Origin of the sequence: Aestuariirhabdus haliotis, assembly GCF_023509475.1 — a bacterium.
Lineage (GTDB): Bacteria > Pseudomonadota > Gammaproteobacteria > Pseudomonadales > Aestuariirhabdaceae > Aestuariirhabdus > Aestuariirhabdus haliotis.
Genome location: NZ_JAKSDZ010000027.1, coordinates 18,137 through 40,626, shown reverse-complemented (window position 1 = coordinate 40,626; position 22,490 = coordinate 18,137). Strand labels below are relative to the sequence as shown.

The 22,490-nt window shown below is 52.8% G+C and carries 20 protein-coding genes; 15 read left to right on the top strand and 5 right to left on the bottom strand.

Annotated features, from left to right (window positions below):
- Nucleotides 1-161: 161 nt before the first annotated feature.
- The gene (locus tag MIB40_RS14130; RefSeq protein ID WP_249695457.1) at nt 162-1,745 is read left to right on the top strand and encodes a cation:proton antiporter family protein; all 1,584 of its coding nucleotides are present in this window, start codon (nt 162-164) and stop codon (nt 1,743-1,745) included.
- A 39-nt stretch (nt 1,746-1,784) separates the two neighbouring features.
- Here MIB40_RS14130 and ppa read toward each other — a convergent pair whose 3' ends face one another.
- Nucleotides 1,785-2,315, bottom strand: a complete 531-nt coding sequence (gene ppa / locus MIB40_RS14125) for an inorganic diphosphatase (RefSeq protein ID WP_249695455.1) — start codon at nt 2,313-2,315, stop codon at nt 1,785-1,787.
- A 110-nt stretch (nt 2,316-2,425) separates the two neighbouring features.
- Nucleotides 2,426-2,719, bottom strand: a complete 294-nt coding sequence (locus tag MIB40_RS14120; protein WP_249695452.1) for a hypothetical protein — start codon at nt 2,717-2,719, stop codon at nt 2,426-2,428.
- A 151-nt stretch (nt 2,720-2,870) separates the two neighbouring features.
- Here MIB40_RS14120 and MIB40_RS14115 point away from each other — a divergent pair, with 151 nt between their 5' ends.
- The 4 genes from MIB40_RS14115 to MIB40_RS14100 all read left to right on the top strand — a co-directional run bounded on the left by MIB40_RS14115 (nt 2,871) and on the right by MIB40_RS14100 (nt 9,216).
- Nucleotides 2,871-3,206 carry a rhodanese-like domain-containing protein gene (locus MIB40_RS14115; RefSeq protein WP_249695450.1) on the top strand — a complete coding sequence of 112 codons (336 nt, stop codon included), beginning with the start codon at nt 2,871-2,873 and terminating at the stop codon, nt 3,204-3,206.
- 356 nt (nt 3,207-3,562) lie between these two features.
- Nucleotides 3,563-7,456 carry a DUF1631 family protein gene (locus MIB40_RS14110; protein WP_249695447.1) on the top strand — a complete coding sequence of 1,298 codons (3,894 nt, stop codon included), beginning with the start codon at nt 3,563-3,565 and terminating at the stop codon, nt 7,454-7,456.
- A gap of 102 nt (nt 7,457-7,558) precedes the next feature.
- On the top strand, nt 7,559-8,443 hold the full coding sequence (locus MIB40_RS14105; RefSeq protein ID WP_249695445.1) for an NAD(P)-dependent oxidoreductase: 885 nt from the start codon (nt 7,559-7,561) through the stop codon (nt 8,441-8,443).
- A gap of 2 nt (nt 8,444-8,445) precedes the next feature.
- Nucleotides 8,446-9,216 carry a hydroxypyruvate isomerase family protein gene (locus MIB40_RS14100; RefSeq protein ID WP_249695442.1) on the top strand — a complete coding sequence of 257 codons (771 nt, stop codon included), beginning with the start codon at nt 8,446-8,448 and terminating at the stop codon, nt 9,214-9,216.
- A gap of 86 nt (nt 9,217-9,302) precedes the next feature.
- On the opposite strand, the gene MIB40_RS14095 is transcribed toward MIB40_RS14100, so the two are convergent.
- Nucleotides 9,303-10,904, bottom strand: a complete 1,602-nt coding sequence (locus MIB40_RS14095; RefSeq protein WP_249695440.1) for a DUF3369 domain-containing protein — start codon at nt 10,902-10,904, stop codon at nt 9,303-9,305.
- A 288-nt stretch (nt 10,905-11,192) separates the two neighbouring features.
- Here MIB40_RS14095 and MIB40_RS14090 point away from each other — a divergent pair, with 288 nt between their 5' ends.
- The 3 genes from MIB40_RS14090 to MIB40_RS14080 are packed head-to-tail and all read left to right on the top strand — an operon-like array spanning nt 11,193 to nt 13,124.
- Nucleotides 11,193-11,690 (top strand): DUF523 domain-containing protein, encoded by a 498-nt coding sequence (locus MIB40_RS14090; protein WP_249695438.1) that lies wholly within the window; start codon nt 11,193-11,195, stop codon nt 11,688-11,690.
- Between the two features lie 27 nt (nt 11,691-11,717).
- Nucleotides 11,718-12,314 carry a hypothetical protein gene (locus MIB40_RS14085; protein ID WP_249695437.1) on the top strand — a complete coding sequence of 199 codons (597 nt, stop codon included), beginning with the start codon at nt 11,718-11,720 and terminating at the stop codon, nt 12,312-12,314.
- 36 nt (nt 12,315-12,350) lie between these two features.
- A complete protein-coding gene (locus tag MIB40_RS14080; RefSeq protein WP_249695435.1) occupies nt 12,351-13,124 on the top strand; it encodes an amidohydrolase family protein in 774 nt (257 codons plus the stop codon).
- Between the two features lie 51 nt (nt 13,125-13,175).
- Here MIB40_RS14080 and MIB40_RS14075 read toward each other — a convergent pair whose 3' ends face one another.
- On the bottom strand, nt 13,176-14,441 hold the full coding sequence (locus tag MIB40_RS14075; protein WP_249695433.1) for a 6-phosphofructokinase: 1,266 nt from the start codon (nt 14,439-14,441) through the stop codon (nt 13,176-13,178).
- Between the two features lie 201 nt (nt 14,442-14,642).
- Between MIB40_RS14075 and mpl the strand changes: the two genes are divergently transcribed.
- Nucleotides 14,643-16,028: a UDP-N-acetylmuramate:L-alanyl-gamma-D-glutamyl-meso-diaminopimelate ligase gene (gene mpl / locus MIB40_RS14070; RefSeq protein ID WP_249695464.1), complete on the top strand. Its 1,386-nt coding sequence runs from the start codon at nt 14,643-14,645 to the stop codon at nt 16,026-16,028.
- Complete coding sequence (locus MIB40_RS14065; RefSeq protein WP_264758579.1) at nt 16,018-16,629, top strand: flavin prenyltransferase UbiX; 612 nt, start codon at nt 16,018-16,020, stop codon at nt 16,627-16,629. The genes mpl and MIB40_RS14065 overlap by 11 nt, the downstream gene beginning before the upstream one ends.
- Before the next feature lie 26 nt (nt 16,630-16,655).
- On the opposite strand, the gene MIB40_RS14060 is transcribed toward MIB40_RS14065, so the two are convergent.
- Entirely contained in the window at nt 16,656-17,222 is a 567-nt protein-coding gene (locus tag MIB40_RS14060; protein ID WP_249695431.1) for a DedA family protein, read from the bottom strand.
- Between the two features lie 78 nt (nt 17,223-17,300).
- Here MIB40_RS14060 and MIB40_RS14055 point away from each other — a divergent pair, with 78 nt between their 5' ends.
- The 5 genes from MIB40_RS14055 to rodA are packed head-to-tail and all read left to right on the top strand — an operon-like array spanning nt 17,301 to nt 22,450.
- Nucleotides 17,301-18,557, top strand: a complete 1,257-nt coding sequence (locus tag MIB40_RS14055) for a glutamate-5-semialdehyde dehydrogenase (protein ID WP_249695429.1) — start codon at nt 17,301-17,303, stop codon at nt 18,555-18,557.
- A gap of 44 nt (nt 18,558-18,601) precedes the next feature.
- Entirely contained in the window at nt 18,602-18,955 is a 354-nt protein-coding gene (rsfS, locus tag MIB40_RS14050) for a ribosome silencing factor (protein WP_249695426.1), read from the top strand.
- A 6-nt stretch (nt 18,956-18,961) separates the two neighbouring features.
- Entirely contained in the window at nt 18,962-19,429 is a 468-nt protein-coding gene (rlmH, locus tag MIB40_RS14045; protein ID WP_249695424.1) for a 23S rRNA (pseudouridine(1915)-N(3))-methyltransferase RlmH, read from the top strand.
- A gap of 10 nt (nt 19,430-19,439) precedes the next feature.
- Nucleotides 19,440-21,311, top strand: coding sequence for a penicillin-binding protein 2 (gene mrdA, locus MIB40_RS14040; RefSeq protein WP_249695422.1), 1,872 nt, complete (start codon nt 19,440-19,442; stop codon nt 21,309-21,311).
- Nucleotides 21,308-22,450 (top strand): rod shape-determining protein RodA, encoded by a 1,143-nt coding sequence (gene rodA / locus MIB40_RS14035; protein WP_249695420.1) that lies wholly within the window; start codon nt 21,308-21,310, stop codon nt 22,448-22,450. Before mrdA ends, rodA begins: the two co-directional genes overlap by 4 nt.
- The last annotated feature ends 40 nt before the right edge of the window (nt 22,451-22,490 follow it).

Genomic DNA, 22,490 nt, shown 5'->3' with positions numbered 1-22,490 from the left:
GGTAGTGTGGGGTTTCCTCATGTGAGAGTAGGTCATCGTCAGGCTTTTATTGTAAAACCCCGATCTGGATTCAGGTCGGGGTTTTTTTATGCGTGAAAGACAGGGGAGTATGTCTTCCATACTGGTTATACTGTTTTGATAGATCTGTCCAAGGAGCAGATATGGTAGATCCCTTATTAATTCTTTTTGCTTTCGGATTTGGCTTGTTAGCCAAACAGGTTGGTTTGCCACCTCTGGTGGGCTTTCTGGTGGCCGGGTTTGGTCTGAACTTTGCCGGACAACAAACCAGTGATCAGCTCACTCTGTTTGCAGACCTGGGCGTTACACTCTTGCTGTTCACCATAGGTCTCAAACTGAATATTCGTCAGCTTCTCAAGCCACAAATCTGGCTGGGTGCCACGGCTCATATGGGGCTAACAAGTATTCTGTTTTTTGGTTTACTGAAGCTTCTTACCTACAGCAATATTGACCTGTTGAATGGCCTTGGTGGTGGAGCGCTTTTACTGGTTGCTTTCGCTTTAAGCTTTTCCAGTACGGTGTTTGCCGTAAAGGTGCTGGAAGATAAAGGTGAGATGAGGGGACTGTATGGCCAGATTGCCATTGGTATCCTCATCATGCAGGATCTCTTTGCGGTTGTTTTTATGACCATCTATAAAGATGGTTGGCCGTCTCTGTGGGCCTTTGCCCTGCTTGGGCTACCGCTTTTGCGGCCATTCTTGTTCCGTATTCTCGACCGGGTTGGTCATGGGGAAGTTCTGGTATTATGCGGTCTGTTTTTTGCTTTGATTCTGGGCGCGGAGCTATTCTATCTGGTCGGTCTCAAGCCTGATCTGGGCGCTTTAATTGCCGGTATGTTGATTGCCTCGCATACTAAGGCAGAGGAAATGGCTAAGGCACTTTTTAATCTCAAAGAGCTATTTTTGGTGGCCTTTTTCCTGAATATTGGTCTTACGGGTTTGCCGACGCTCGATATGGCATTGGTTGCCGTTCTTATTGTGTTGGCTTTGCCGTTCAAAGTGGCGCTGTACTTCTTTATTATTTCCCTGTTTGGCTTCAGGGCTCGAACCAGTTTACTGAGCTCTTTGACCTTGGCAAATTACAGTGAATTCGGATTGATTGTGGCCGCTATAGGTTGGAAGAGCGGGTTGCTCAGTGGCGACTGGCTGGTTGTGATAGCGCTAGCATTAGCCATAAGCTTTCTGGTTTCTTCACCGCTTAATATTCATATTATTTCTATGTACCGATACTGTGGTGATTTCTTGCAGCGCTTTCAGCGCCGTACTCTGCACCCGGAAGACCAGCCGCTGGAGTTGGGCAACCCCGAAATACTGGTATTTGGTATGGGTAGGGTAGGCTCCGGTTGTTACGACGAGCTACGCTCCCGATTTGGCGATGTGGTTGTCGGCATTGAGCATAATTCCTTTAAGGTTGAGAAGCATGAGCAGTCTGGCAGACGAGTCAAGCTAGGGGACGCTAGCGACAGCGATTTTTGGGAAAAGATACGTACCGGCGACAGGCTTCGATTAATCATGTTGGCGATGCCTAATCATCATAACAATCTCTTTACGGCAAGGCAGTTGCGAGAAAGTAATTACCAGGGGAAAGTTGCCGCGGTTGTACGTTTTACCGATGAGGCAGAAGAGCTAAAAGCTGAAGGTGTGGCTTCTGTGTTCAATATGTACGAAGAGGCGGGGGCAGGTTTTGCGGATCATGTCTGTTCGGAAAATGCCGATTTGGAGCGTTGAATGGACTACCCAGAGTAGTCCATTCGTTGGTCCGGGCGACTACTTGTTGTAGGCTTCGATGGAATCAAGAATGGCTTGCTTGGCCGCTGCCGCATTGTCCCAGCTATCGATCTTGACCCATTTACCCTCTTCGAGATCTTTGTAGTTTTCGAAGAAGTGCTCGATCTGTTTGATCAGCAGTTCGGGCAGATCTGTATATTCCTGGATGTCCTTGTACTGGGTGGTCAGCTTGTCATGGGGAACCGCGATCAGCTTGGCATCCTCGCCGCTCTCGTCACTCATATTAAGCACGCCAACTGGTCGGCAGCGAATTACCGAGCCAACGGCAACGGGATACGGGGTTACGACCAGAACATCAAGCGCGTCACCATCATCAGCCAGGGTATTTGGAATATAGCCGTAGTTAGCCGGGTAAAACATGGGGGTAGCCATAAAACGATCGACGAATACTTCGTTACTGTCTTTGTCGATCTCATATTTGATCGGAGCGCTGCTATTGGCAGGGATTTCGATAGCTACATAGATGTCATTAGGGGCATCTTTTCCGCAGGGGACCTGGTCAAAACTCATATCGTCGCCTTTTTACTGGTGCATTAAGAGGGAATCGGGCGCAAAGTATAAAACCTGTTCCCTGTCGATGCCAGTATCCAGCCTATAATGACGACGCTTTACTCTCGAATTTAGACGTTAGTAGAAGCTATGCGATATGGCCGTAATAGATACCGGAACCAGCTGATCAGCGTTACAAAAGACAGCAGTGGGTAGAAAACCAGCCCCCAGTGCTGGGCGCTAAAAAGCGTTGATCCTATCTCTGCGGTTGGATGCATCCATGCGGCAGCAGCTATGAGCAGTACAAACAGGATGAGACCGTGGAATTGAGCGATACGAAGTATGCCATCAATTTTGAATGCTTGAGGATGCGCCATGAGTAAGGTGCCTGTATTGAGCGGATCGCCATTGTCCAGATTGTTCATGGTGGAGACTATCCGCACAATTACTTAAACTGAATCGGTCTATTGCAGTGGTTATTCATGTCAGTCGTGCGCTTCAAGGTCTAATGTTGCGGATATGCAAAGCGAAACAGGGCAGTTAACCGTTAAGTCTGTTTTTGTCTGGGAGAGTCGAATGAGAAAAATCGTTGAAAGGCTAACAAACACAGTAGGCTTGGCTCTACTGTTGGTCAGTATGTCTAGCTTGGCTGCACAGCCTGAACCCGGTGATCTGGTGATCGATGTTAGAAGTGAGGCGGAGTTCTCAGGCGGGCACTACCCCGGGGCACTTAATATTTCTTATGAGCGTATCGCTGCACAAATATTGAGTATTACCGAAAACCGTGACCAGCCTATTGCCCTCTATTGCCAGAGTGGACGTAGGGCGGGGATCGCTAAGGAGACCCTCCACTCAATGGGATTTACACAAGTGACCAATTACGGTGGCTTGTCTGATATCTCCAAACACTGAATCGTTATCCAGTGTAACGGGGCTAAAAGTGATGATATGCAGGGAGTCATGCGATGATATCCCTAAACCTTTTGACAACTCTGTCGCATTAATCAGCCTGTGAAAGTTAACTCGTTAACATGGGTCACTAAAGCTGTCGTTATTACTTTCTTTTTGCTCACCGTTACTTTGTACTACACGCAGGTTTACGACAGTAGGTTATAGGGTATTCACACACTGGATAATAGTATCGAAGGGAATATCAACTAAGGTTGAATAACCTACTAACGTATAAATAGAGCTATCATGGGAACAAACCTCCGGGTTAGGTTTTATTGGACAACATGCGTTTTCTGATGCGAGATTAAAAAGTCGGGATGAGCGATGAACGCAGAACATCGGTACGGGTAGCGTTTAACTGCCGGGCGCAGTTGATGCTTATGGGGCATGCCGCGCTTAACTGTCGAGTGGCCGATTTTTGTCCCGGCGGTTTTTATCTGACTCAGATAGCGGGTTTGGATGCTTTGGTGGCTGATCCCTTTAATCCAGTTGTGAATGGGTCTACAGCGGATTTGCTGATCTTTCCCGAAGAGCAAGACAACCAGCCTCCCTTACGTTTTCGCACTCAGGTTACACGTATCGAGGCCGATTCCCTGGGGGTTGAACTTCCCCCCCAGAGTGCTGCCGGCATCACAAGCCTGCAGCAAATAGCTGGCGTCAAGGGTCAACAGCAACCACCGGACCCTGCGTCACGCCCAGTACAACCTTCACTTGCGATTCGCACCAAGCTGGTCCAGCGCCTTCGTCCCCAACTGAACCTGAGCCTGGATATGCTGCTGGAAAGCTTCTTTGAGTTGGCGTCCGAGCGCTTACTCGCCGACGCCAGTAAGGCTGCCAATAATACCGAGCAAGCTCTCTATTTTGACCTTATGGGTGAGTTAAAGTCTCGCCGGGAACTATTGAGCCAGAAATTTCAACGTCAAATACTGGATGCCTGGGATGCTTTTTCCAACGCGGAAGTGGAAGTCAGCGATGTAAAGCCTGAGCATAGCGAAAACGATCTATCGGTGGTTGATAAAGAGGAATTCGAAGACTGGTTGACGATCAACGTGATGGTGACCAATGCGGAATCTCAGTACCGTCAGCATATCGAATGGTTACAGGCGCGGTTCAATGTGTTGGCTGGCCAGGATCTGGATACCTCCCATACGCCACTAAGCCCTTATTATATCTATGGCTGTTTGCAAGCCTCTACGGCTATTCTGGGGACTACACCATCACTATTGCAGCAGCTGTATAGAATCTTTGAGACTGCGGCTTTGCCTTGGTTTGGTGAGCTGTACGTGTTGTTCAATACTGAACTCAAGAATGCCGGGATTCTGCCGGACCTGGAAACGCGTAAGAAACAGGTGCGCAGAATGCCCACGGCCTCCAAGTCAGAGAGTACCCGTGTCTCGAATCCGGAAGCAAACAAGCCACAGGTTGTTGATGACCAAGGGCCGGTGGAGCCGAACGGGAACCAGGGGTTGTCGTCATTCGGTGCATCTGCTTCCTTGAGCGCTGTGCAGAACCTGCTGGCCTGGCGACGCTCGGTGAATGAGGCTGGTGACAGATCGGCCGCTAACCATGAAGAGTTTGTGGCGGTAACACCGGCCGGTAATGGCAATCAGTCGGTCCAGGCGCAGGCTCTCTGGTCACAAGGTGAAATGATGGAAGCCCTGAGCGCACTGCAAGTGCAGCTACAGCAGCAGCCGAATGCCTCAACAGACCTGCGAACACAGCTGGCAGAAACACTGAACCCCGTTGACACTAATGCACCCAAACGAGATTTCAGTGGTATTCAGCAAGACTGTCTCGATATCGTTGATTCTCTGTTTGAAGTACTGATGGATCACCATGAAATCCCTGAAACCGTACAACCCTGGTTGAAGGCGCAACAAGTGCCCTTGTTGAAAGTGTTGGTTCAGGATCAGACTTTCTTTTCCAATGCCCAGCATCCAGCGAGGCAGGTACTTAATAAAATGGCTCGGTTGGCGGCGGCGCCCAGTGGTTCGGTTGATAGCATGCAGCGGACGCTTAAAAGCTATTGCGATCGGATTTTGACGGAATATGATCATGATCCTGCGGTTTACGAGAGTGTCCAGCAGGATCTGGAAAAGCTTGAAAATCGGCAATTAAAAGCGATTGATCGTAATACTCAACGGTTGGTTCGCACCTGTGATGGTCAGCAGAAGCTGCAGCAGGCGAAACAGGTGGTAGCCAATGAGATAGGCATTCGCATCGGGGGTAAGAAGGTGCCGCCGATAGTGCTTGAATTACTCGATACCGGACTGCGGGATGCCATGGTGTTGACCTCCGTGCGTGAAGGCAGCAGCAGCGAATCCTGGCATGATATATGGCAGTTATTTGATCAATTACTCGAGTGGCTGGGTGTAAGGCAATATCGTGGAGACAGTATTGAACTGGAAAGAACGCTGGAAACCGATGCGCTACTCGATATGGTTGAGCGTTATCTGGAAATCCCTGCTGTTGAGCCCTATCGACGAGATTATTTGATTGATCGTTTGCGTCAAACTTTGCAGCAAGACCCTGCCGAAATTGGGGCTGCTGATTGGGTAGAGGCTCCGGCGATTAAGGCTGGTAGCCTTGCGGGTTTGGGCTCGCCGGATCGAAACCTGAAAGAGGAAAACGCCCGCTGGAGACAAAGAGCGAAACGGTTACAGGTGGGCGACTGGTTAGGACAAATCGCCAGTGAAGACCGGGGACAAGATGTAAAACTGGCCTGGATTGGTGATGGTTTTTCGGCCTTTGTTTTTGTTAATCGCCAAGGACTCAAAGCGGTTGAATACGATCTGGACGAACTAGCGCAGGCTATGAGTAATGGCTTATTGCCCGTTGAACATCGTAACGATGATTCTCTATTGGATCACGGAATGTTCAATATTGTACAAAATGTCTACAAGGATATGGCGTACCAAACCAGCCACGACCAGTTGACGGGCTTGCTCAGCCGTAAGGCGTTTGAGAAACAGCTTCACAATCATATCTCGTCACTTGGGGAAGATGAAAACCGTTTGACCCTGCTGTTTATCGATGTTGATCTGTTTAAAGCGGTTAACAAAAACTGTGGCACCGAAGCCGGGGATCAATTGCTCCAGGAGATGGCTGCAATCCTGAAAAAGGAGGTGGCATCATCACTGATCACCGGTCGTGTAGGGGGCAATGAGTTTGCTCTGGTGCTCGACGCGATAGAGTTAAACGTTGCAATGGATGTTGCCGAAACATTGCGAAGCGCCGTCGAATCCATGGGGTTTACCTGGGGCAAAAAGAAATTGTTGCAGACGGTGAGTATCGGTGTATCGGCGTTGGATGCATCGGTTAATACGGCGGCCGATTTGATGAACCAGGCCAGCACGGCCTGTGTGCAAGCCAAAGAAGGCGGCCGCAATCGAGTCGTGGCGTACAGTTCTCAGTCCAGTGAACAGCAAGATGAGATGGGTATGCTGGCATTGGTACAAAGAGTGTTGGATGAGGAGTTGCTGGAGCTGCGCTGCCAACGCATTCAGAATCTCGCGAGTCCTAATGCACCGGGCCATTATGAAGTACTTCTGAGTGTGCGCGATGAGGAAGGCGTGGATATTCCGCTGGAAGCCTTTATCTGCGCTGCTGAAAAACACAACCGAATGGCCGCGGTCGACCGTTGGGTTATCCGTACGATGTTTAACTGGATTGAGCAAAACCCACTGCAAGCCGATCTGATGGGAAGCTATGCCATCAATCTCTCGGGTAATTCACTGAACGATAATCGCTTGATGGAGTTTATCCTTGAGCAATTTTCCAAGACCGGTGTGGCACCTGACCGGGTTTGCTTTGAAGTAACGGAAACGGCAACCATAGCTAACATTGCTAAAACAGCGGACCTGATTCGGGAGATGAAAAAGTTTGGTTGCCGCTTCTCGCTGGATGACTTTGGTACCGGCCTTTCTTCCTTCGCTTACCTTAAACAGTTGCCTGTGGATTATTTAAAAATTGATGGGGTTTTTATTCGCGAGATCGCCGAGAGTTCGGTGGATTACGCGATGGTAAAATCGATCAAGGAGGTAGGTCACTTTATGGGAATGAAAGTGATTGCCGAATACGCTGAAAGTGACAATATCTTGCGCTGCTTGCGGGATATCGGTGTCGATTATGCTCAGGGTTATGGTGTCGAGCGTCCGAAACCTTTGGCGTATTACCGCGACTACTACGCTGACCCTGCTTTAATATCCTGATACTTAAGGCTCCTCTGATTCCCGTCTCGGATAGAACCATCGGAGAAAACCCTGCCATAGGCTAACATAGGTCTTTTAACGTTATCCCATGAGGACAAACCAGTGAAGACAGTAGACAGGTTGGGTTTTATAGGCACCGGTTTAATGGGTTCTGAAATGGTTCCGCATCTGCTTCGGAACGGTTTCGATGTTGCGGTCTGGAACCGTACACCCGCTAAACTCGAGCCGTTGCTGTCGCTTGGTGCTCAATCCAAATCCAACCTATCTGAACTGGTTGACTGCTCCGATATTATTCTGATGTGTTTGAGCGATACCGAGGCGGTAGAAACCGTGGTTTTTGGCCCGCAAGGGGTTTCGAGTCGAGGTCGCCCTGATCAACTATTGGTGGACTTTTCCAGTATCGAGCCGGAAAAAACCCAGCATTTTTCGCAGCGTTTGCAACAGGCTTGCGGCATGTCCTGGGTCGATTGTCCCGTATCGGGTGGCGTTGTTGGTGCTCGTGAGGCATCACTGGTGATGATGGTTGGCGGAGCCGATAAGGATATTCAACGAGCGCTGCCCGTTGTCGATTGCCTGAGTGAACGGGTCACTCATATGGGAGGTGTTGGCAGCGGGCAACTGACCAAAGTCTGTAATCAAATGATCGTCGGTTGCAATGCTATGGTGATTGCCGAAATGATCGCGCTGGCTACCAAAGGTGGTGTTGATGCGGAAAAAATCCCCCAGGCATTGGCAGGGGGATTTGCTGATTCCAAACCCCTGCAAATTCTCGGGCCCCAGATGGCGACATCAACCTTTGAGCCGATTGCCTGGCACGTCAGAACACTGCTGAAAGATCTACACATTGCGCAAACCGTGGCCCATGACAATAACAGCCGGGTACCGATGAGTGCAGAGGCTTTTCGGCTGATGCAAGAGCATGCGGATCAGGGGTATTCGGAGCAAGATCCCGCCACGTTGATACGCCTGTACCTTGAAGAGGCCTAGTCATGCCACACTATTGCGCCAATCTCAGTCTGCTGTATACCGAAGTGCCTTTGGAAGCGCGTTTAAGTAAGGCCAGACAGGATGGTTTCGAGGCATTTGAGATACAGTTTCCTTATGAATTGCCCTCTGCCCATTGGCGGCAACTTATGGATAAAGCGAATATCCGATGCGTTCTTTTTAATGTCCCAGCCGGTGATCTGATGCAGGGAGGAGAAGGTTTGGCTGCAGTACCCGAACGGGCCGAAAAGTTTCGCTCGGCAGTGGATAAGGCGCTGGAATACGCCAGAGTTTTACGGCCTTCGGTGATCAATGTATTACCAGGACGATGCCTGAGAGACAGCCAACGTGACGTCTATCTCGAGCAATTGAAGATCAATCTGCAGTATGCGGCTGATCATTTTTCGGCGCTGGGCATCACTACCTGTTTTGAAGCGATCAATACTGAAGATATGCCGGGTTTTCTGGTACATACGAGTAAACAGATGGCAGAGCTGGTAACGGCGGTCGATCATCCTATGATCAAGATGCAGTATGACCTGTATCACATGGCCAAAATGGACCAGCCGATCGTTGATGACCTGCGCGATTATGCGGCCGACATCGGTCATATTCAGTTTGCGGATAATCCCGGGCGTGGCGAGCCAGGGAGCGGTCAGTTAAATCTGGGGGGCCTGTTTCAACAGATCGATCGAAGTTCGTATAAGGGTTGGGTTGGAGCGGAATATCGACCGACCGAGCTTACCTCGAATACTCTGGCTTGGCGCCGTTGGTAGCGACAAAGACTTTTCAGAATCATTTGTGGCCTTCAGGTGTGGCTGGTTGAAATCGTTCTGGCCGATAGTCAGTTTAAAATCTTACATCAGGATGTGGGCGGTGTGGGCACCAGGGTGGGTTGTTGATTATCCTGGTATCGATCTCGAATAAATAGAATATCATCAATATGATCCATCATCAGGTCGACCAGGTTGGGATCAAACTGTTTTCCCCTCTCTTCATGAAACAACGATAAAACATCATCGAGTTTCCAGGCGGGCTTGTAACAACGATCACTGGATAAGGCATCAAACACATCGGCGATCGCGGTGATACGGCCGGCAATGTGTATCTCTTCTTGCTTCAAGCCGTTGGGGTAACCGCCGCCGTCCCAGTGCTCGTGATGCTGTTGGGCGATAATCGCAGCGGTGCGAAGTACCGGACGATTGGAGGTGCGTAACATCTCATAGCCTATACCAACGTGGCGTTGCATCACTTCCCACTCTTTCTCAGTATGGCGTTCCGGTTTATTCAAAATGGCATCGGGTATACCCACTTTACCGAGGTCGTGCAGCGGTGAGGCTAACTTAATGGTGTCCGCCGTCTCGGTGCTGAGTCCCGCCTTTAATGCCAGAAGGTGGGAGATTTCCGCAACCCGTTTGACGTGATTGCCTGTTTCCCTGGAACGAGATTCTATCGCTTCACCCAGCATATATACGGTTTCCTGTTGGGTCTGTTCCAGCTCGTCCTTAAGGTGGGTGTTTTCGAATGCGATGGCTACGTTGGCGCAAAAAATTTCAATCAGCTGGCGGTCCAGGTCATTGAGCCGGCCGGCATTCGAGATAAACAATAAGTGTTCTTGACCGCTGCGAGTCTGGAAATATGCCACCATATGATCATCAAAATATTGATTGCAACGCTCCTGAGTGGCGAGCTCCAGTGCCTGAAACACACCATCCGGTAAATCCGTAGGCTGGCTGTGTGTATCTATCATGGGTTCGTAGTTTCCCGTGCCGGCCAAGACATGGTAACCGTTGCTTTCCCGAGTGACGGCGAAACCACTGGAGACACGGAAATACGCCGCGTTTTCGCTCAGATTGAGGAGTGATGTCAGCTGTAGCAGTACCGCCGAAGCAAAGCGTTGCAAAGAGGTGATTTCAAAAATATGGGCCGAGGAAAGAATTACCTGTTCAAGCCCACGACGACTGGCTTCGAGAGCCGTGATATCCCGAAAGGATCTCAGGGTAGAGTACATCAGGGTTCGTAGTTTGGTCGCGGTAAGTTCGGTTTTGTCCTTATAGTCATTGATGTCGTAGTCGGAGATAACGGTTTCTTCCGGAGCTTGCCCAGGTTGTCCGGTGCGTAATACAACCCGTATGCGGGTGTTGGTCAGCTCTTCCCTGATGCTTTTTACCAGTTCAAGGCCAGCATGATCCGTTTCCATAACCACATCAACCAGGGCGACAGCAGTATCCGGGTGCTGTTTAAGCACCTGGCGGGCTTCCTGAGCGGAATATGCGCTGATGATTTCAAGAGGACGGCCACCGAAATGGTAATCGGATAATACGAGTCGGGTAACACTGTGCACCTCTTCCTCATCGTCCACGACGAGAACTTTCCAGGGTACCTGTTCGAGAAAAGCATCTTTCTCGGTGGATACGGTATCCGGGAGTTCATCAGCAAACAAAAAATCAGAGGTATCATCCATCGGCAGGTTATCCATTCGGTAGAGCTTGGGCCTTCTATCAGTCTAGACGACTATTATCTGTTGAAATGCATACCTTCGGATGGTTTGCGCTAGATCTGAAAGTTCTTATGCCTGTAAATGATAACAAGGCTCGGTCAGGTGACTACGGGCAGTGTCTGGCTCGATGGGGACACACAGCAGTGAGCGTGGTAATCTGAATCCCAGCCGTAAGGCTCGTCTCAACTTGTCTGGCGGGGGCCTTGAGGTGGTCAACGACGCACTTACTTTAATCTCTTGGGTGAGACTTCTATGGAAAAAATATTGGTCAGCGCCTGCTTGTTGGGTCAGAGAGTGCGCTACGACGGGGCCGGGTTTGCCCCCGATAATCTGTTGTCTAGATGGTCGGCACAAGGACGCCTGATTTCGTTGTGTCCGGAAATGGCGGGGGGCTTGCCGGTACCTCGGCCGCCGGCCGAAATTATCGGAGGGCAGGGCGGAAAAGTGTTGAATGCGAAAGCGCGAGTGGTAACCGCGACGGGGGACGATGTCACCCAGCCATTTCTTGATGGCGCCCGCATCGCTCTGGAGCGTTGCCAGCAAGAGCGGGTATCGATAGCGATTTTAAAGTCACGAAGCCCCTCTTGCGGTAATAAGGAAAGCTATGATGGCAGCTTTTCCGGCACGCGAATCGAGGGCCAGGGAGTGACCGCGGCTTTATTGCATCAATCGGGCATTCGCGTATTTAATGAACATGAGCTGGACGCGGCTGCCGCGTATTTGCAGGACCTGGAGACTTCTTCGGGTTAGCCTGATTTGGGTAAAGGGAATGAATCGATGAAATCACGGATACTGTTGTCGATCGCTTGGCTGGTAGCTGCGTCTACGGCTGTTGCGGCCGAACAATCGAACCCACTATGTGCCCTCTACAGCCAGCGGGTGGCCGAGGTTATGTACTCGCCCTCTTCGCTTTGGCAGCGAGCTCATAAGCCCCTGTCCGGGATTCGTTTTGCAGAAGACCTTGAAGCCAGCGACCAACATTGTTCGCCAGAATCTCAATCTTCGGCGCTCTTTTGCGCTGAGCTCGATCGTCTACTGAGCTACCACAGGCGCTTTCTACGAGATCAATGGGCGATTGAAGAGAGCAGTGGTCAACCTCTCAGCCTGTTACGGCTGATGACGCAAAAAAGTGTCCGCTCCTGCACCGGTCCTCGTTCCATAAATCATTCACTGGTGGCCTTTGGGTATCCGCTGTTATCACCCGCTGACAGATTGGTGCATAAAGCTCCGGCTCATGGTTTGTCAGACCGACAAGCGCAATCGAAACCTGATCGATCAATCGATTATTCACCGCCGGAATATGATTCGTCATTGCTCACTCGTTGGCATTATGTCAGTGGTGTGAACCTTTTGTATTTCCCGGCGCCACAGTGAATGCTTCTCTCCCTGCTTCAATAAAGGAATCGTTTGATGAGGTACAGCTTGTTCGATGCTCACCTGCATATCATCGATTCAGAATTTCCTCTGACGGCTAATCAGGGATATCTCCCCGCCCCCTATTCGGTGTCGAACTATCGACAGGAAATAGCCGGAATCGATATAGCGGGAGGGGCGGTTGTCTCGGGATCATTCCAGGGCTTCGATCAGGGTTATCTGGTTGCGGCCCTTAAACATCTGGGTCCCGATTTTGTCGGTGTCACTCAATTACCGATCAGCGTTAAAGATGACGAACTATTGTATCTTGATCGTTGTGGCGTGAGGGCCGTGCGTTTCAATGTGCGCCGGGGTGGTTCTGAAGAGCTGGGTGCACTGGCCCATATGGCGCTGCGGGTTTATGAACTCTGTGGCTGGCACGTGGAGCTTTACATCGATGCGGCAGAGTTATCCCCCCTATTGCCCCTGCTGGCGGACTTGCCATGTTTTTCGATCGACCACCTGGGCTTGAGCCAGCAAGGATTGCCCCAGTTACTGCGAGCGGTTGAGTTGGGGGCAAAGGTTAAAGCGAGTGGTTTTGGTCGTGTCACATTGAATGTCGAAGAGGCGTTACAACAGATCCATCAGCTCGATCCGACGGCTCTGATGTTTGGTAGTGACTTACCTGGTACAAGAGCACCCCGTCGATTCCAGCGCCAGGATCTGGATCGAATAGTCGCCAGTTTGGGAGAAGAGGCTGCCGAGGCGGTATTTAGGACGAATGCAGAGGGCTTTTATCGCACGAGGCCATCACCTGCCGGGGCAGAATAACTGAACCGCAGCATCAGGACACTGCGGCTCATAGGGTGGCCCGTTTTGAATCTAATCGAAGGCGAAGGTGGTTTTCAGTTTCTTCTCGACCAGCTGATTCTTCAGCTTGACGTACTGGGGTAATCCATTCACATAAGGCGGGTAATCTTCGCCCTGAATCAGCGGAGAGAGATATTCGCGGCAGGAATCGGTGATGCTGTAGCCATTATCCTTGATAAAGTGGATTGGCATCTTCTTTTCCTGGTTGGCGACCTGGCTCAACGGCGCTTCACCGACTGACCAGCTATAGGGCACATTGGTGTCACGAACAATGATCGGCATGACCGCATTGCGTCCGGCAACGGCAAAATCGACCGCTGCTTTGCCCATGGCATAGGCTTGCTCGACATCGGTCGCGGAAGCCACATGACGGGCGGATCGCTGCAGGTAATCGGCCACCGCCCAGTGGTATTTATAACCCAGCGAGTGTTTGATCATGGTGGCCAGAGTAGGGGCTACGCCGCCCAGTTGGGTGTGACCAAAGGCATCTTTGTTGCCGGAGTCGGCGAGGAAACGACCGTCTTCGTACTGGGCACCTTCCGAGGCCACCACCACGCAGTAGCCGTAATCGTTGACGCACTGTTCGACGCGAGCCAGGAAGGCTTCGCGGTCAAAGGCGATTTCCGGGAATAGAATGATATGAGGCGCATCACCTTCCTGTTCGGCAGCCAGGCCACCGGCGGCGGCAATCCAGCCGGCATGGCGCCCCATCACTTCCATAATAAACACCTTGGTGGAGGAGTTGCACATGGAGGCGATATCAAGGGCGGCTTCCTTAATGGAAACCGCGACGTATTTGGCGACAGAACCAAAACCCGGGCAGTTATCGGTAAAGGGCAGATCGTTATCGACGGTCTTGGGGATGCCGACACAGGTGATGGGATAGCCCATCTTCTCACTGATTTGGGAAACCTTGTAGGCGGTATCCTGGGAGTCGCCGCCACCGTTGTAGAAGAAGTAACCGATGTCGTGGGCCTTGAAGACTTCGATCAGGCGTTCGTATTCGGCCTTGTTTTCTTCCAGGTTGTGCATCTTGTAGCGACAGGAACCGAATGCCCCGGCAGGGGTGTGTTTTAAGGCTGCGATATCTTCGGCGCTTTCCAGGCTGGTATCGATTAACTCTTCGCTCAACGCACCAACAATACCGTTATGACCGGCATAGACTTTGCCAATCTGATCCGGGTGTTGGCGGGCGGTTTCGATCAGCCCACAGGCTGAGGCGTTAATGACGGCAGTTACACCTCCGGACTGGGCGTAGAAAGCGTTTTTGGGGGACATCAGGATGCTCCTGCAGGATTGGCTTCGATGGGGGCGAATCATACTCGAAAATAACCCGGTTTGCATAAGGGGATTGCCCGCCGGCGTTGGTGAGGCGGGTGGTCGAGGTGAAAGTGAGTGAACGAACGCGAAGTGGTGGATGTGACTCTCAAGGAAGCCATGATAGGCTTCCTTCTTTTTGCAGGCGGTAGCGATTCCAATATGCACATACACATACTCGGCATCTGCGGTACCTTTATGGGCTCTCTGGCGGTATTGGCTAAGGCTCAGGGGCACCGCGTTACCGGCTCCGATCAGCAGGTTTATCCGCCGATGAGTACCCAGCTGCAAGCCCAGGGTATCGAGCTGATTGAAGGCTATGATCCTGCTCAACTGGATCCCGCGCCGGATCTGGTGGTGATCGGTAACGCCATGTCTCGGGGTAATCCGGCGGTGGAGCATGTGCTGGATCAGGGGCTGCCCTATCGTTCCGGACCTCAATGGCTAGCGGAGCATGTATTACAGGGGCGTTGGGTGCTGGCGGTGGCGGGTACCCATGGTAAGACCTCGACCAGTTCCATGCTGGCCTGGATTCTCGAATACGCCGGTATGTCGCCGGGATTTCTGATCGGCGGTGTGCCGGGTAACTTTTCGGTGTCGGCCCGTTTGGGAGAGACCCCTTTCTTTGTGATTGAGGCGGATGAATACGACAGTGCTTTTTTCGACAAGCGCTCCAAATTTGTCCATTACCAGCCGAGAACGGCGGTTTTGAATAATCTTGAATTTGATCACGCCGATATCTTCCCCGATCTGACGGCAATACAACGACAATTCCATCATTTGGTAAGAACCATCCCGTCCAGTGGACTGGTTTTGTCACCCGCTCAGGATGCGGCCTTGGATGAGGTTCTGGGGATGGGTTGCTGGAGTCAGCAGCAGTCCCTGTCGTTGAGCGACTCATCAGCCACCTGGTATGCCGAGTCGATAACCGGGGATGGCGGGCATTTCCGCATCTACCTGCAAGGTGATGCGGTAGCAGAGGTGCAATGGGACCTGTTGGGGGATCATAATCGAGCCAATGGTTTGGCGGCGATAGCGGCTGCACGTCACGTTGGCGTCACCCCGGAGATCGCCGCGCAGGCGCTGGCAGCGTTCGAGGGTATCAAACGTCGAATGGAGCTGGTGGTCGATGCCGGCGGCGTTCGGGTCTACGACGACTTTGCCCACCATCCCACCGCGATTGCCACTACCTTGAAAGGTCTGAGAGCCAAAATTGGCCAGCAGGGGCGCATTCTCGCTGTGATCGAGCCGCGCTCTAATACCATGCGCCTGGGCGTGCATCGACCGATGCTGGCACCCGCCACCCGAGAGGCGGATCGTGTCTATTGGTTCCAGCCACAAGGGGTGGATTGGGCGCTGGAAGAGGTGGTGCAAGAAAGTCCGGTGCCCGCCAGTGTCGAGCATTGTGTCGAACAGCTGGTGGAGCGATTGCTGGTGGAGAGCCGAGCCGGAGATCATATACTGGTGATGAGCAATGGTGGTTTTGGCGGTATTCATGGCCAGCTTAAGAAGGCTTTAGAGGAGCGATATCCAGATCATGGCCAATAAGCGCGTAACACTTGCCTTAACCGGCGCATCGGGTGCCCAGTACGGTCTCTGCCTGTTGGAGCAGCTATTGGCCCAGGGCTGCGAAGTCAGTTTCCTGATCTCGAAAGCAGCACAGGTGGTGGTCGCCACCGAAACCGACCTGCGGATGCCGGGTGCCCCGGAGGCATTAAAGAGCTGGTTCGAGGAGCGTTATGAATCGCTACCGGGGACGGTCAAGGTTTATGGTCGCGAGCAATGGATGGCACCTGTCGCCTCGGGTTCCGGAGCGCCAGCGTCGATGGTGGTCTGTCCCTGCAGTACCGGCACACTTTCAGCGATCGCCTGTGGGGCCAGCAATAACCTGATCGAACGGGCTGCCGATGTGGCGCTGAAAGAGCGTCGACAATTGATTCTGGTGCCCCGTGAAGCCCCTTACTCAGAGCTGCACCTGGAAAACATGCTACGCCTGACGCGCATGGGGGCGATGATCCTGCCCGCCAGCCCGGGCTTTTATCATCGTCCGCAAACGGTGGAGGAAATGGTGCAGTTTGTGGTGGCGCGTATTCTCGATCAATTAGGCCTGGAGCAAAGTTTTGTGCCCCGCTGGGGTGCCGAAAGCTAAACGCTCATCAGTTGGGCGCTGTTGGTTTAAAAATACTCGAACAGTTGATAAAACCATTGCAGGGATTCAATCGTCTGTCCCGAAGCTGCTGCCCCGGCCAAAAAACCCGGGAGCAGATAGACGGGCGCCCAGCCGAGGCCAGATATCAGGCTGACGGTGACAAAGCGATGGGCCGGCATCTCCATCATGCCCGCCACCATGGGAATAATCGGGCGCAAGGGGCCGATAAAGCGACCCACCACCACACTCAAGATGCCGTGCCGATTGAAGAACGCCTCACCCTTGTCGATCCATTGAGGGTTGTCGCGGAACAGCTGGGTACGGCTCAGCGGTCCATGGCAATAGCGTCCCAGAAAGTAGCTCAGGTTGTCACCGGCAATGGCTCCCAGATAACCCCATATCAACACCATCTCCAGTGAAATACCGCCGGTAGCGGCGAGCAAGGCAATGCCGAATAGCATCACTACGCCGGGCAATACGAGCCCTACCAGAGCCAGGGATTCGGCGAAGGCGGTCAGGAACAGAACGAGCTCCAGCCATTGGCTGTGAGCTCGTAGCCATGCCAGCAAGGGTTCAATCGATGTCAGGTCCATGAATGGGGGCGACTCCAGTCAGCGAGCAAGTTATAATCAGGCGAATTTTCCCCGGTATCAACCCAAGCTGGAACCCCTATGGATGTAAAAGATTACATGGCGCAGGTGGGGCGTCGTGCCAGAGCCGCGTCTCGTGAGATCGTCAAGGCGACCACGGCGCAAAAAAATACGGCCTTGTTGGCAACCGCAGAAGCGCTCGACACGTCTCGCGATGAGCTGGCCCAGTGTAACCAGAAAGATCTCGAAGCGGGCCGAGCCAAGGGTCTGGATGCGGCCATGCTGGACCGGTTGGAACTGACGCCGGCCCGTATCGATGCCATGATCGAAGGGCTAAAACAGGTTGCCGCGCTGCCCGATCCCGTGGGTGGTATCAACGATATGCGCTATGTGCCCAGTGGTATTCAGGTCGGCAAGATGCGGGTGCCCCTGGGGGTGGTCGGTATTATTTATGAATCTCGCCCGAACGTGACCGTAGAAGCGGCGAGCCTGTGTCTGAAGTCGGCCAATGCCACCATTTTGCGCGGCGGCTCCGAAGCCATTCATTCCAACCAGGCGATCGCCGCTTGCGTGCGCCAGGGACTGGAGAGCGCCGGCTTGCCTCAGGATACCGTTCAGGTCGTGGAAACCACCGATCGAGCGGCGGTGGGTGAATTGATCACTATGTCCGAGTACGTCGATGTCATTGTGCCACGAGGCGGAAAGGGCCTGATTGAGCGTATTAGCCGGGATGCCCGGGTTGCCGTCATCAAGCATCTCGATGGCATCTGCCATGTCTATATCGATGACCAGTCGGATGCTGGCAAGGCCATGAAAATTGCCGTCAATGCCAAGACCCAACGCTACGGCACCTGCAATACCATGGAAACCCTGCTGGTGGCTGAAGCGGTGGCGGCAGCGATTTTGCCTGAGTTGGCCGCAGCTTATGCAACTCATGGGGTTGAATTGAGGGGCTGCCCTCGTACTTGCGAACTGTTAAGTGCAGCCGTAGCGGCTAGTGAAGATGACTGGTCTACCGAATATCTGGCGCCGGTGCTGGCCGTTAAAGTGGTCAGCGATATGGATGAGGCGATCGAACATATCAATCGATACGGCTCTCACCATACCGATGCCATTGTCAGTGAAGATTTCAGCAAGGCGCGTCGTTTCTTGACCGAAGTGGACTCCGCCTCGGTCATGGTCAACGCCTCGACCCGCTTTGCCGATGGTTTCGAGTACGGTCTGGGAGCTGAAATCGGCATCTCGACCGATAAGATCCATGCTCGCGGCCCGGTTGGTCTGGAAGGGCTGACATCTGAAAAATATGTCGTGTTTGGCGATGGCCACATTCGCCAGTAAGCCAACCACGAACTTTTACCCTAACGGAGAGAATTTTTCCCTACATGCAATCTGAACAACTGAAAGACCTGGTGATTGAATCCCTGGAAAATATGAAAGGCAAAGAGATCAGCTGCCTCGATGTGCGCGAGCTGACCGATATCACTGACTATATGATCATTGTTAGCGGTACCTCGAACCGTCATGTGAAATCCCTGGCCGATGCGGTCGTCGTTGATATGAAACAGCAGGGCATTCAACCCCTGGGCAGCGAAGGCGAAGCTGGTAGCGAATGGGTGCTGGTGGATCTGGACGAGGTCGTCGTGCATGTGATGTTACCGGCAACTCGTCAGTTCTATGATCTGGAGCGGCTGTGGGAAGGCTCGCACCAGCAGCAGATTGACGAACAGGATTCCTAAGCGTTAATGCGCATTCGATTGATCGCCGTTGGTACCCGTATGCCCGATTGGGTACAGGCGGGTTATAAAGAATACGCCAAGCGTTTGCCGGCGGAATGCGCGTTGGAGTGCGTCGAAATTCCTCTGGGCAAACGCACCAAAGGCGCCGACGTGAAGCGAGCCCAACGTAAGGAAGGTGAGCTTATGCTGGCAGCTATTGGCAGCGGCGATCGGGTGATTGCCCTGGAAGTTGGCGGACGCTCCTGGAGTACAGAGCAACTTGCCGAGCAGATGCAGAGCTGGCGTATGGACGGCCGTCACGTCAGTTTACTGGTCGGAGGGCCCGAGGGCCTGGCTCCTGAGTGCGTCGCCAGGGCCGATCAAAAATGGTCATTGTCACCACTGACTTTACCTCATCCCCTGGTCCGTGTGCTGCTTTCCGAGCAGCTTTATCGTGCCTGGAGCATCCTCAGTAACCACCCTTACCACCGCTGACAGGAACTCCATGGCCGGACCGATTGCGATTAAAGATACTCGAGGCGAAGCACGGGTTTTTACCTCGCGCCTATTGCTGTGCCTGTTCGTCGTGCTGGTGTTGGTTAGTGTGCTGGTGGTGCGAATGATCAACCTGCAAGTGGTGCAGCACGCCCAGCTGAGTACCAAGTCTGACGAAAACCGTATTCACCTGCAGTCGCTGCCGCCGACACGAGGGTTGATCTACGACACCAACGGCAAATTGCTGGCGGAAAACAAGCCCAGTTATACCCTGGTGCTGATCAAGGAACGTATTGAGGATCTGGACGCCACGCTTTCCAGTTTGGGCGAGCTGCTGACCATCAACGCTGAACAGGTGGCGAAGTACAGGAAGCTGGCGCGCCAGAGCCGGCCCTTCGAAGCCGTTCCTCTCAAATACCGGTTACAAGAAGACGAGATTGCGCGTATTTCGGTCAATGAACACCGTCTGCCCGGGGTCGAGGTGCAGGCCCAGTTGGTGCGTTACTACCCCAACGGGGAGAACTTTGCTCACTCGGTCGGTTATGTTGGCAGCATTAACGAGCGGGAACTGAGCCGCCTGGATGCGGATGCCTACAGTGGCACACGAACTATCGGCAAAATCGGTATCGAACGTTTTTACGAATCCCAGCTGTTGGGCAAAGCGGGCTTCCAGGAAGTGGAAACCAATGCCCGGGGGCGCGTGCTGCGGGTGCTTAACCAGCGTGATCCCGAGCCCGGCAGCGACATTACCCTGTATCTGGATATCGCCCTGCAGCAAGTCGCGATCGATGCTCTGGGGGAGCGGCGGGGAGCCGTGGTTGCGGTCGATACTCGTACCGGTGGCGTGCTGGTGATGGCCAGTACGCCATCGTACGACCCCAATTTATTTGTTACGGGCATCGCTAGTAAAGATTACAGCCTGTTGCGTGATAATGATGATCGGCCGCTCTATAACCGTGCCTCCTTGGGTGAGTATCCGCCGGCCTCGACGATCAAACCCATGGTTGCTATCGCGGGCTTGGACAGTGGTGTCACCCATACAGGGTTTACCATTTTTGATCCCGGCTGGTACCAGTTGCCGGGTGAAGAACGCCTGTACCGCAACTGGAAGCGGGAAGGCCATGGCAAGGTCAATCTCGAACGCGCCGTTATGTATTCCAATGACACCTATTTTTACGATCTCGCCCTTAAGTTGGGTATCGATAATATGCACGAATATCTGTCAGCTTTCGGGTTAGGCCTGCGGGTAGGCAGGGATATATCGGAGGAGCGTCCTGGTTTGATGCCTTCCCGGGAATGGAAGCGTGGCGCCCGCGGGCGACCCTGGTATCCCGGTGAAACCCTGATCACGGGGATTGGTCAGGGCTATATGCTGGCAACGCCTTTGCAACTGGCGGCTTCGACTTCAGTGATCGCGAATCGGGGTAAATGGATTCGGCCCCAGCTGCTTAAGTCGGCCGATCCCTCCTTCGAGCTGCAGGTGAAACCCCAGCTGATGGATGTCGAGCTGAAAAACGAGAGCTCCTGGGACTTTGCTATCGAGGCGATGCGCAAGGTAGTGCATCATCCTCGAGGCACGGCTCATTATCGAATCGGGCGAGACATCAAGTATCAGATGGCCGGAAAGACCGGTACCGCGCAGTTGGTCGGGATTAAACAGGATGAGGAATACGATGAGGAAAAAGTGGCAGAAAGGAATCGCGATCACGCGCTTTTTGTTGGCTTTGCACCCGTCGAGAACCCGCAAATTGCGGTCGCTGTTGTGATCGAGAATGGTGGCAGTGGCAGTAGTGCGGCGGCGCCGGTAGCGCGAAAAGTAATCGATGCTTATCTGTTGCCGCGCCTGGAAGCCGCAATCGCCAAGAGTGGTAAGAGCCCATGAGTCTGCAGGATTTTGAACGCCAGTTACCCCTTAGCGAAGAAAATATGCAGAGTCGCACCGTGTTTTGGTTGCGCCTGGACCCGATCCTGCTGGGTCTGTTGTTATTGCTGACCGGAACCGGATTGCTGGTGCTCTACAGCGCTGGTGGACAAAACCTTTCCCTGGTGGGGCGGCAGGCGGTTTATATCGCGGTGGGCCTTGCCGGCATGATCGTCATTGCCAATATTCCCCCGCGGATCTTTGAGCGTTGGTCGCCCTGGGTATACTTGCTGGGGGTGGGGCTGTTGGTTGCCGTTCTGTTGTCCGGTACGGGGGCGAAGGGAGCGCAGCGTTGGCTGGCGTTACCCGGGTTTCGTTTTCAGCCGTCGGAGCTGATGAAACTGGTTATGCCGATGGTGGTGGCCTGGTACCTGTCGCGACGAGTCTTGCCTCCCAGCTTTCGACACCTGTTGATCGCCATGGGCTTGATATTTTTGCCGGTGCTGTTAATTGCCAAGCAACCGGACCTCGGCACCTCGTTATTAATTGCTGCATCGGGTTTGTTTGTCCTGTTTCTGGCGGGTTTGCAATGGCGCGTAATTTTTGGAGCCGTACTGGCGGCACTGCCGTTTGCCTGGGGTATGTGGCAGTTCCTGATGCGTGATTATCAAAAGCAGCGGGTGCTGACGTTCCTCAACCCGGAAAGTGATCCCTGGGGAGCTGGCTGGAATATTATTCAGTCAAAGGTGGCGATTGGTTCTGGCGGTATTTACGGTAAAGGCTGGTTTGGTGGCACTCAGTCCCAGCTTGATTTCCTGCCCGAGAGCCATACCGATTTTATTATCGCGGTATTTGCTGAAGAGTTTGGTTTGGTGGGGGTTTTGCTGTTGCTGGCGCTGTACGTGGCGATCATCGGTCGCGGCCTTTTTATTGCCATGAATGCACAAACGCTGTTTGGAAAATTATTGGCGGGGAGTATTACGCTGACTTTCTTTGTCTACGTATTTGTCAATATCGGTATGGTGAGTGGTTTGCTGCCGGTGGTTGGCGTTCCGTTGCCATTAGTCAGTCGTGGAGGAACCTCGGTGGTTACCCTCTTGGCAGGCTTTGGTGTGCTGATGTCGGTGCATTCCCATCGCAGTTGGCTGGGGCGAGGATAAGGTTGCCCTGCCGGTGTTTATCTGACAACGTGTAGCGATA

Bases quoted from the DNA above. Each gene is read 5' to 3' on its own strand.
- MIB40_RS14130 (WP_249695457.1), top strand. From the start codon at position 162: ATGGTAGATCCCTTATTAATTCTTTTTGCTTTCGGATTTGGCTTGTTA.
- ppa (WP_249695455.1), bottom strand. From the start codon at position 2,315: ATGAGTTTTGACCAGGTCCCCTGCGGAAAAGATGCCCCTAATGACATC.
- MIB40_RS14120 (WP_249695452.1), bottom strand. From the start codon at position 2,719: ATGAACAATCTGGACAATGGCGATCCGCTCAATACAGGCACCTTACTC.
- MIB40_RS14115 (WP_249695450.1), top strand. From the start codon at position 2,871: ATGAGAAAAATCGTTGAAAGGCTAACAAACACAGTAGGCTTGGCTCTA.
- MIB40_RS14110 (WP_249695447.1), top strand. From the start codon at position 3,563: ATGAGCGATGAACGCAGAACATCGGTACGGGTAGCGTTTAACTGCCGG.
- MIB40_RS14100 (WP_249695442.1), top strand. From the start codon at position 8,446: ATGCCACACTATTGCGCCAATCTCAGTCTGCTGTATACCGAAGTGCCT.
- MIB40_RS14095 (WP_249695440.1), bottom strand. From the start codon at position 10,904: ATGGATGATACCTCTGATTTTTTGTTTGCTGATGAACTCCCGGATACC.
- MIB40_RS14090 (WP_249695438.1), top strand. From the start codon at position 11,193: ATGGAAAAAATATTGGTCAGCGCCTGCTTGTTGGGTCAGAGAGTGCGC.
- MIB40_RS14085 (WP_249695437.1), top strand. From the start codon at position 11,718: ATGAAATCACGGATACTGTTGTCGATCGCTTGGCTGGTAGCTGCGTCT.
- MIB40_RS14080 (WP_249695435.1), top strand. From the start codon at position 12,351: ATGAGGTACAGCTTGTTCGATGCTCACCTGCATATCATCGATTCAGAA.
- MIB40_RS14075 (WP_249695433.1), bottom strand. From the start codon at position 14,441: ATGTCCCCCAAAAACGCTTTCTACGCCCAGTCCGGAGGTGTAACTGCC.
- mpl (WP_249695464.1), top strand. From the start codon at position 14,643: ATGCACATACACATACTCGGCATCTGCGGTACCTTTATGGGCTCTCTG.
- MIB40_RS14065 (WP_264758579.1), top strand. From the start codon at position 16,018: ATGGCCAATAAGCGCGTAACACTTGCCTTAACCGGCGCATCGGGTGCC.
- MIB40_RS14060 (WP_249695431.1), bottom strand. From the start codon at position 17,222: ATGGACCTGACATCGATTGAACCCTTGCTGGCATGGCTACGAGCTCAC.
- MIB40_RS14055 (WP_249695429.1), top strand. From the start codon at position 17,301: ATGGATGTAAAAGATTACATGGCGCAGGTGGGGCGTCGTGCCAGAGCC.
- rsfS (WP_249695426.1), top strand. From the start codon at position 18,602: ATGCAATCTGAACAACTGAAAGACCTGGTGATTGAATCCCTGGAAAAT.
- rlmH (WP_249695424.1), top strand. From the start codon at position 18,962: ATGCGCATTCGATTGATCGCCGTTGGTACCCGTATGCCCGATTGGGTA.
- mrdA (WP_249695422.1), top strand. From the start codon at position 19,440: ATGGCCGGACCGATTGCGATTAAAGATACTCGAGGCGAAGCACGGGTT.
- rodA (WP_249695420.1), top strand. From the start codon at position 21,308: ATGAGTCTGCAGGATTTTGAACGCCAGTTACCCCTTAGCGAAGAAAAT.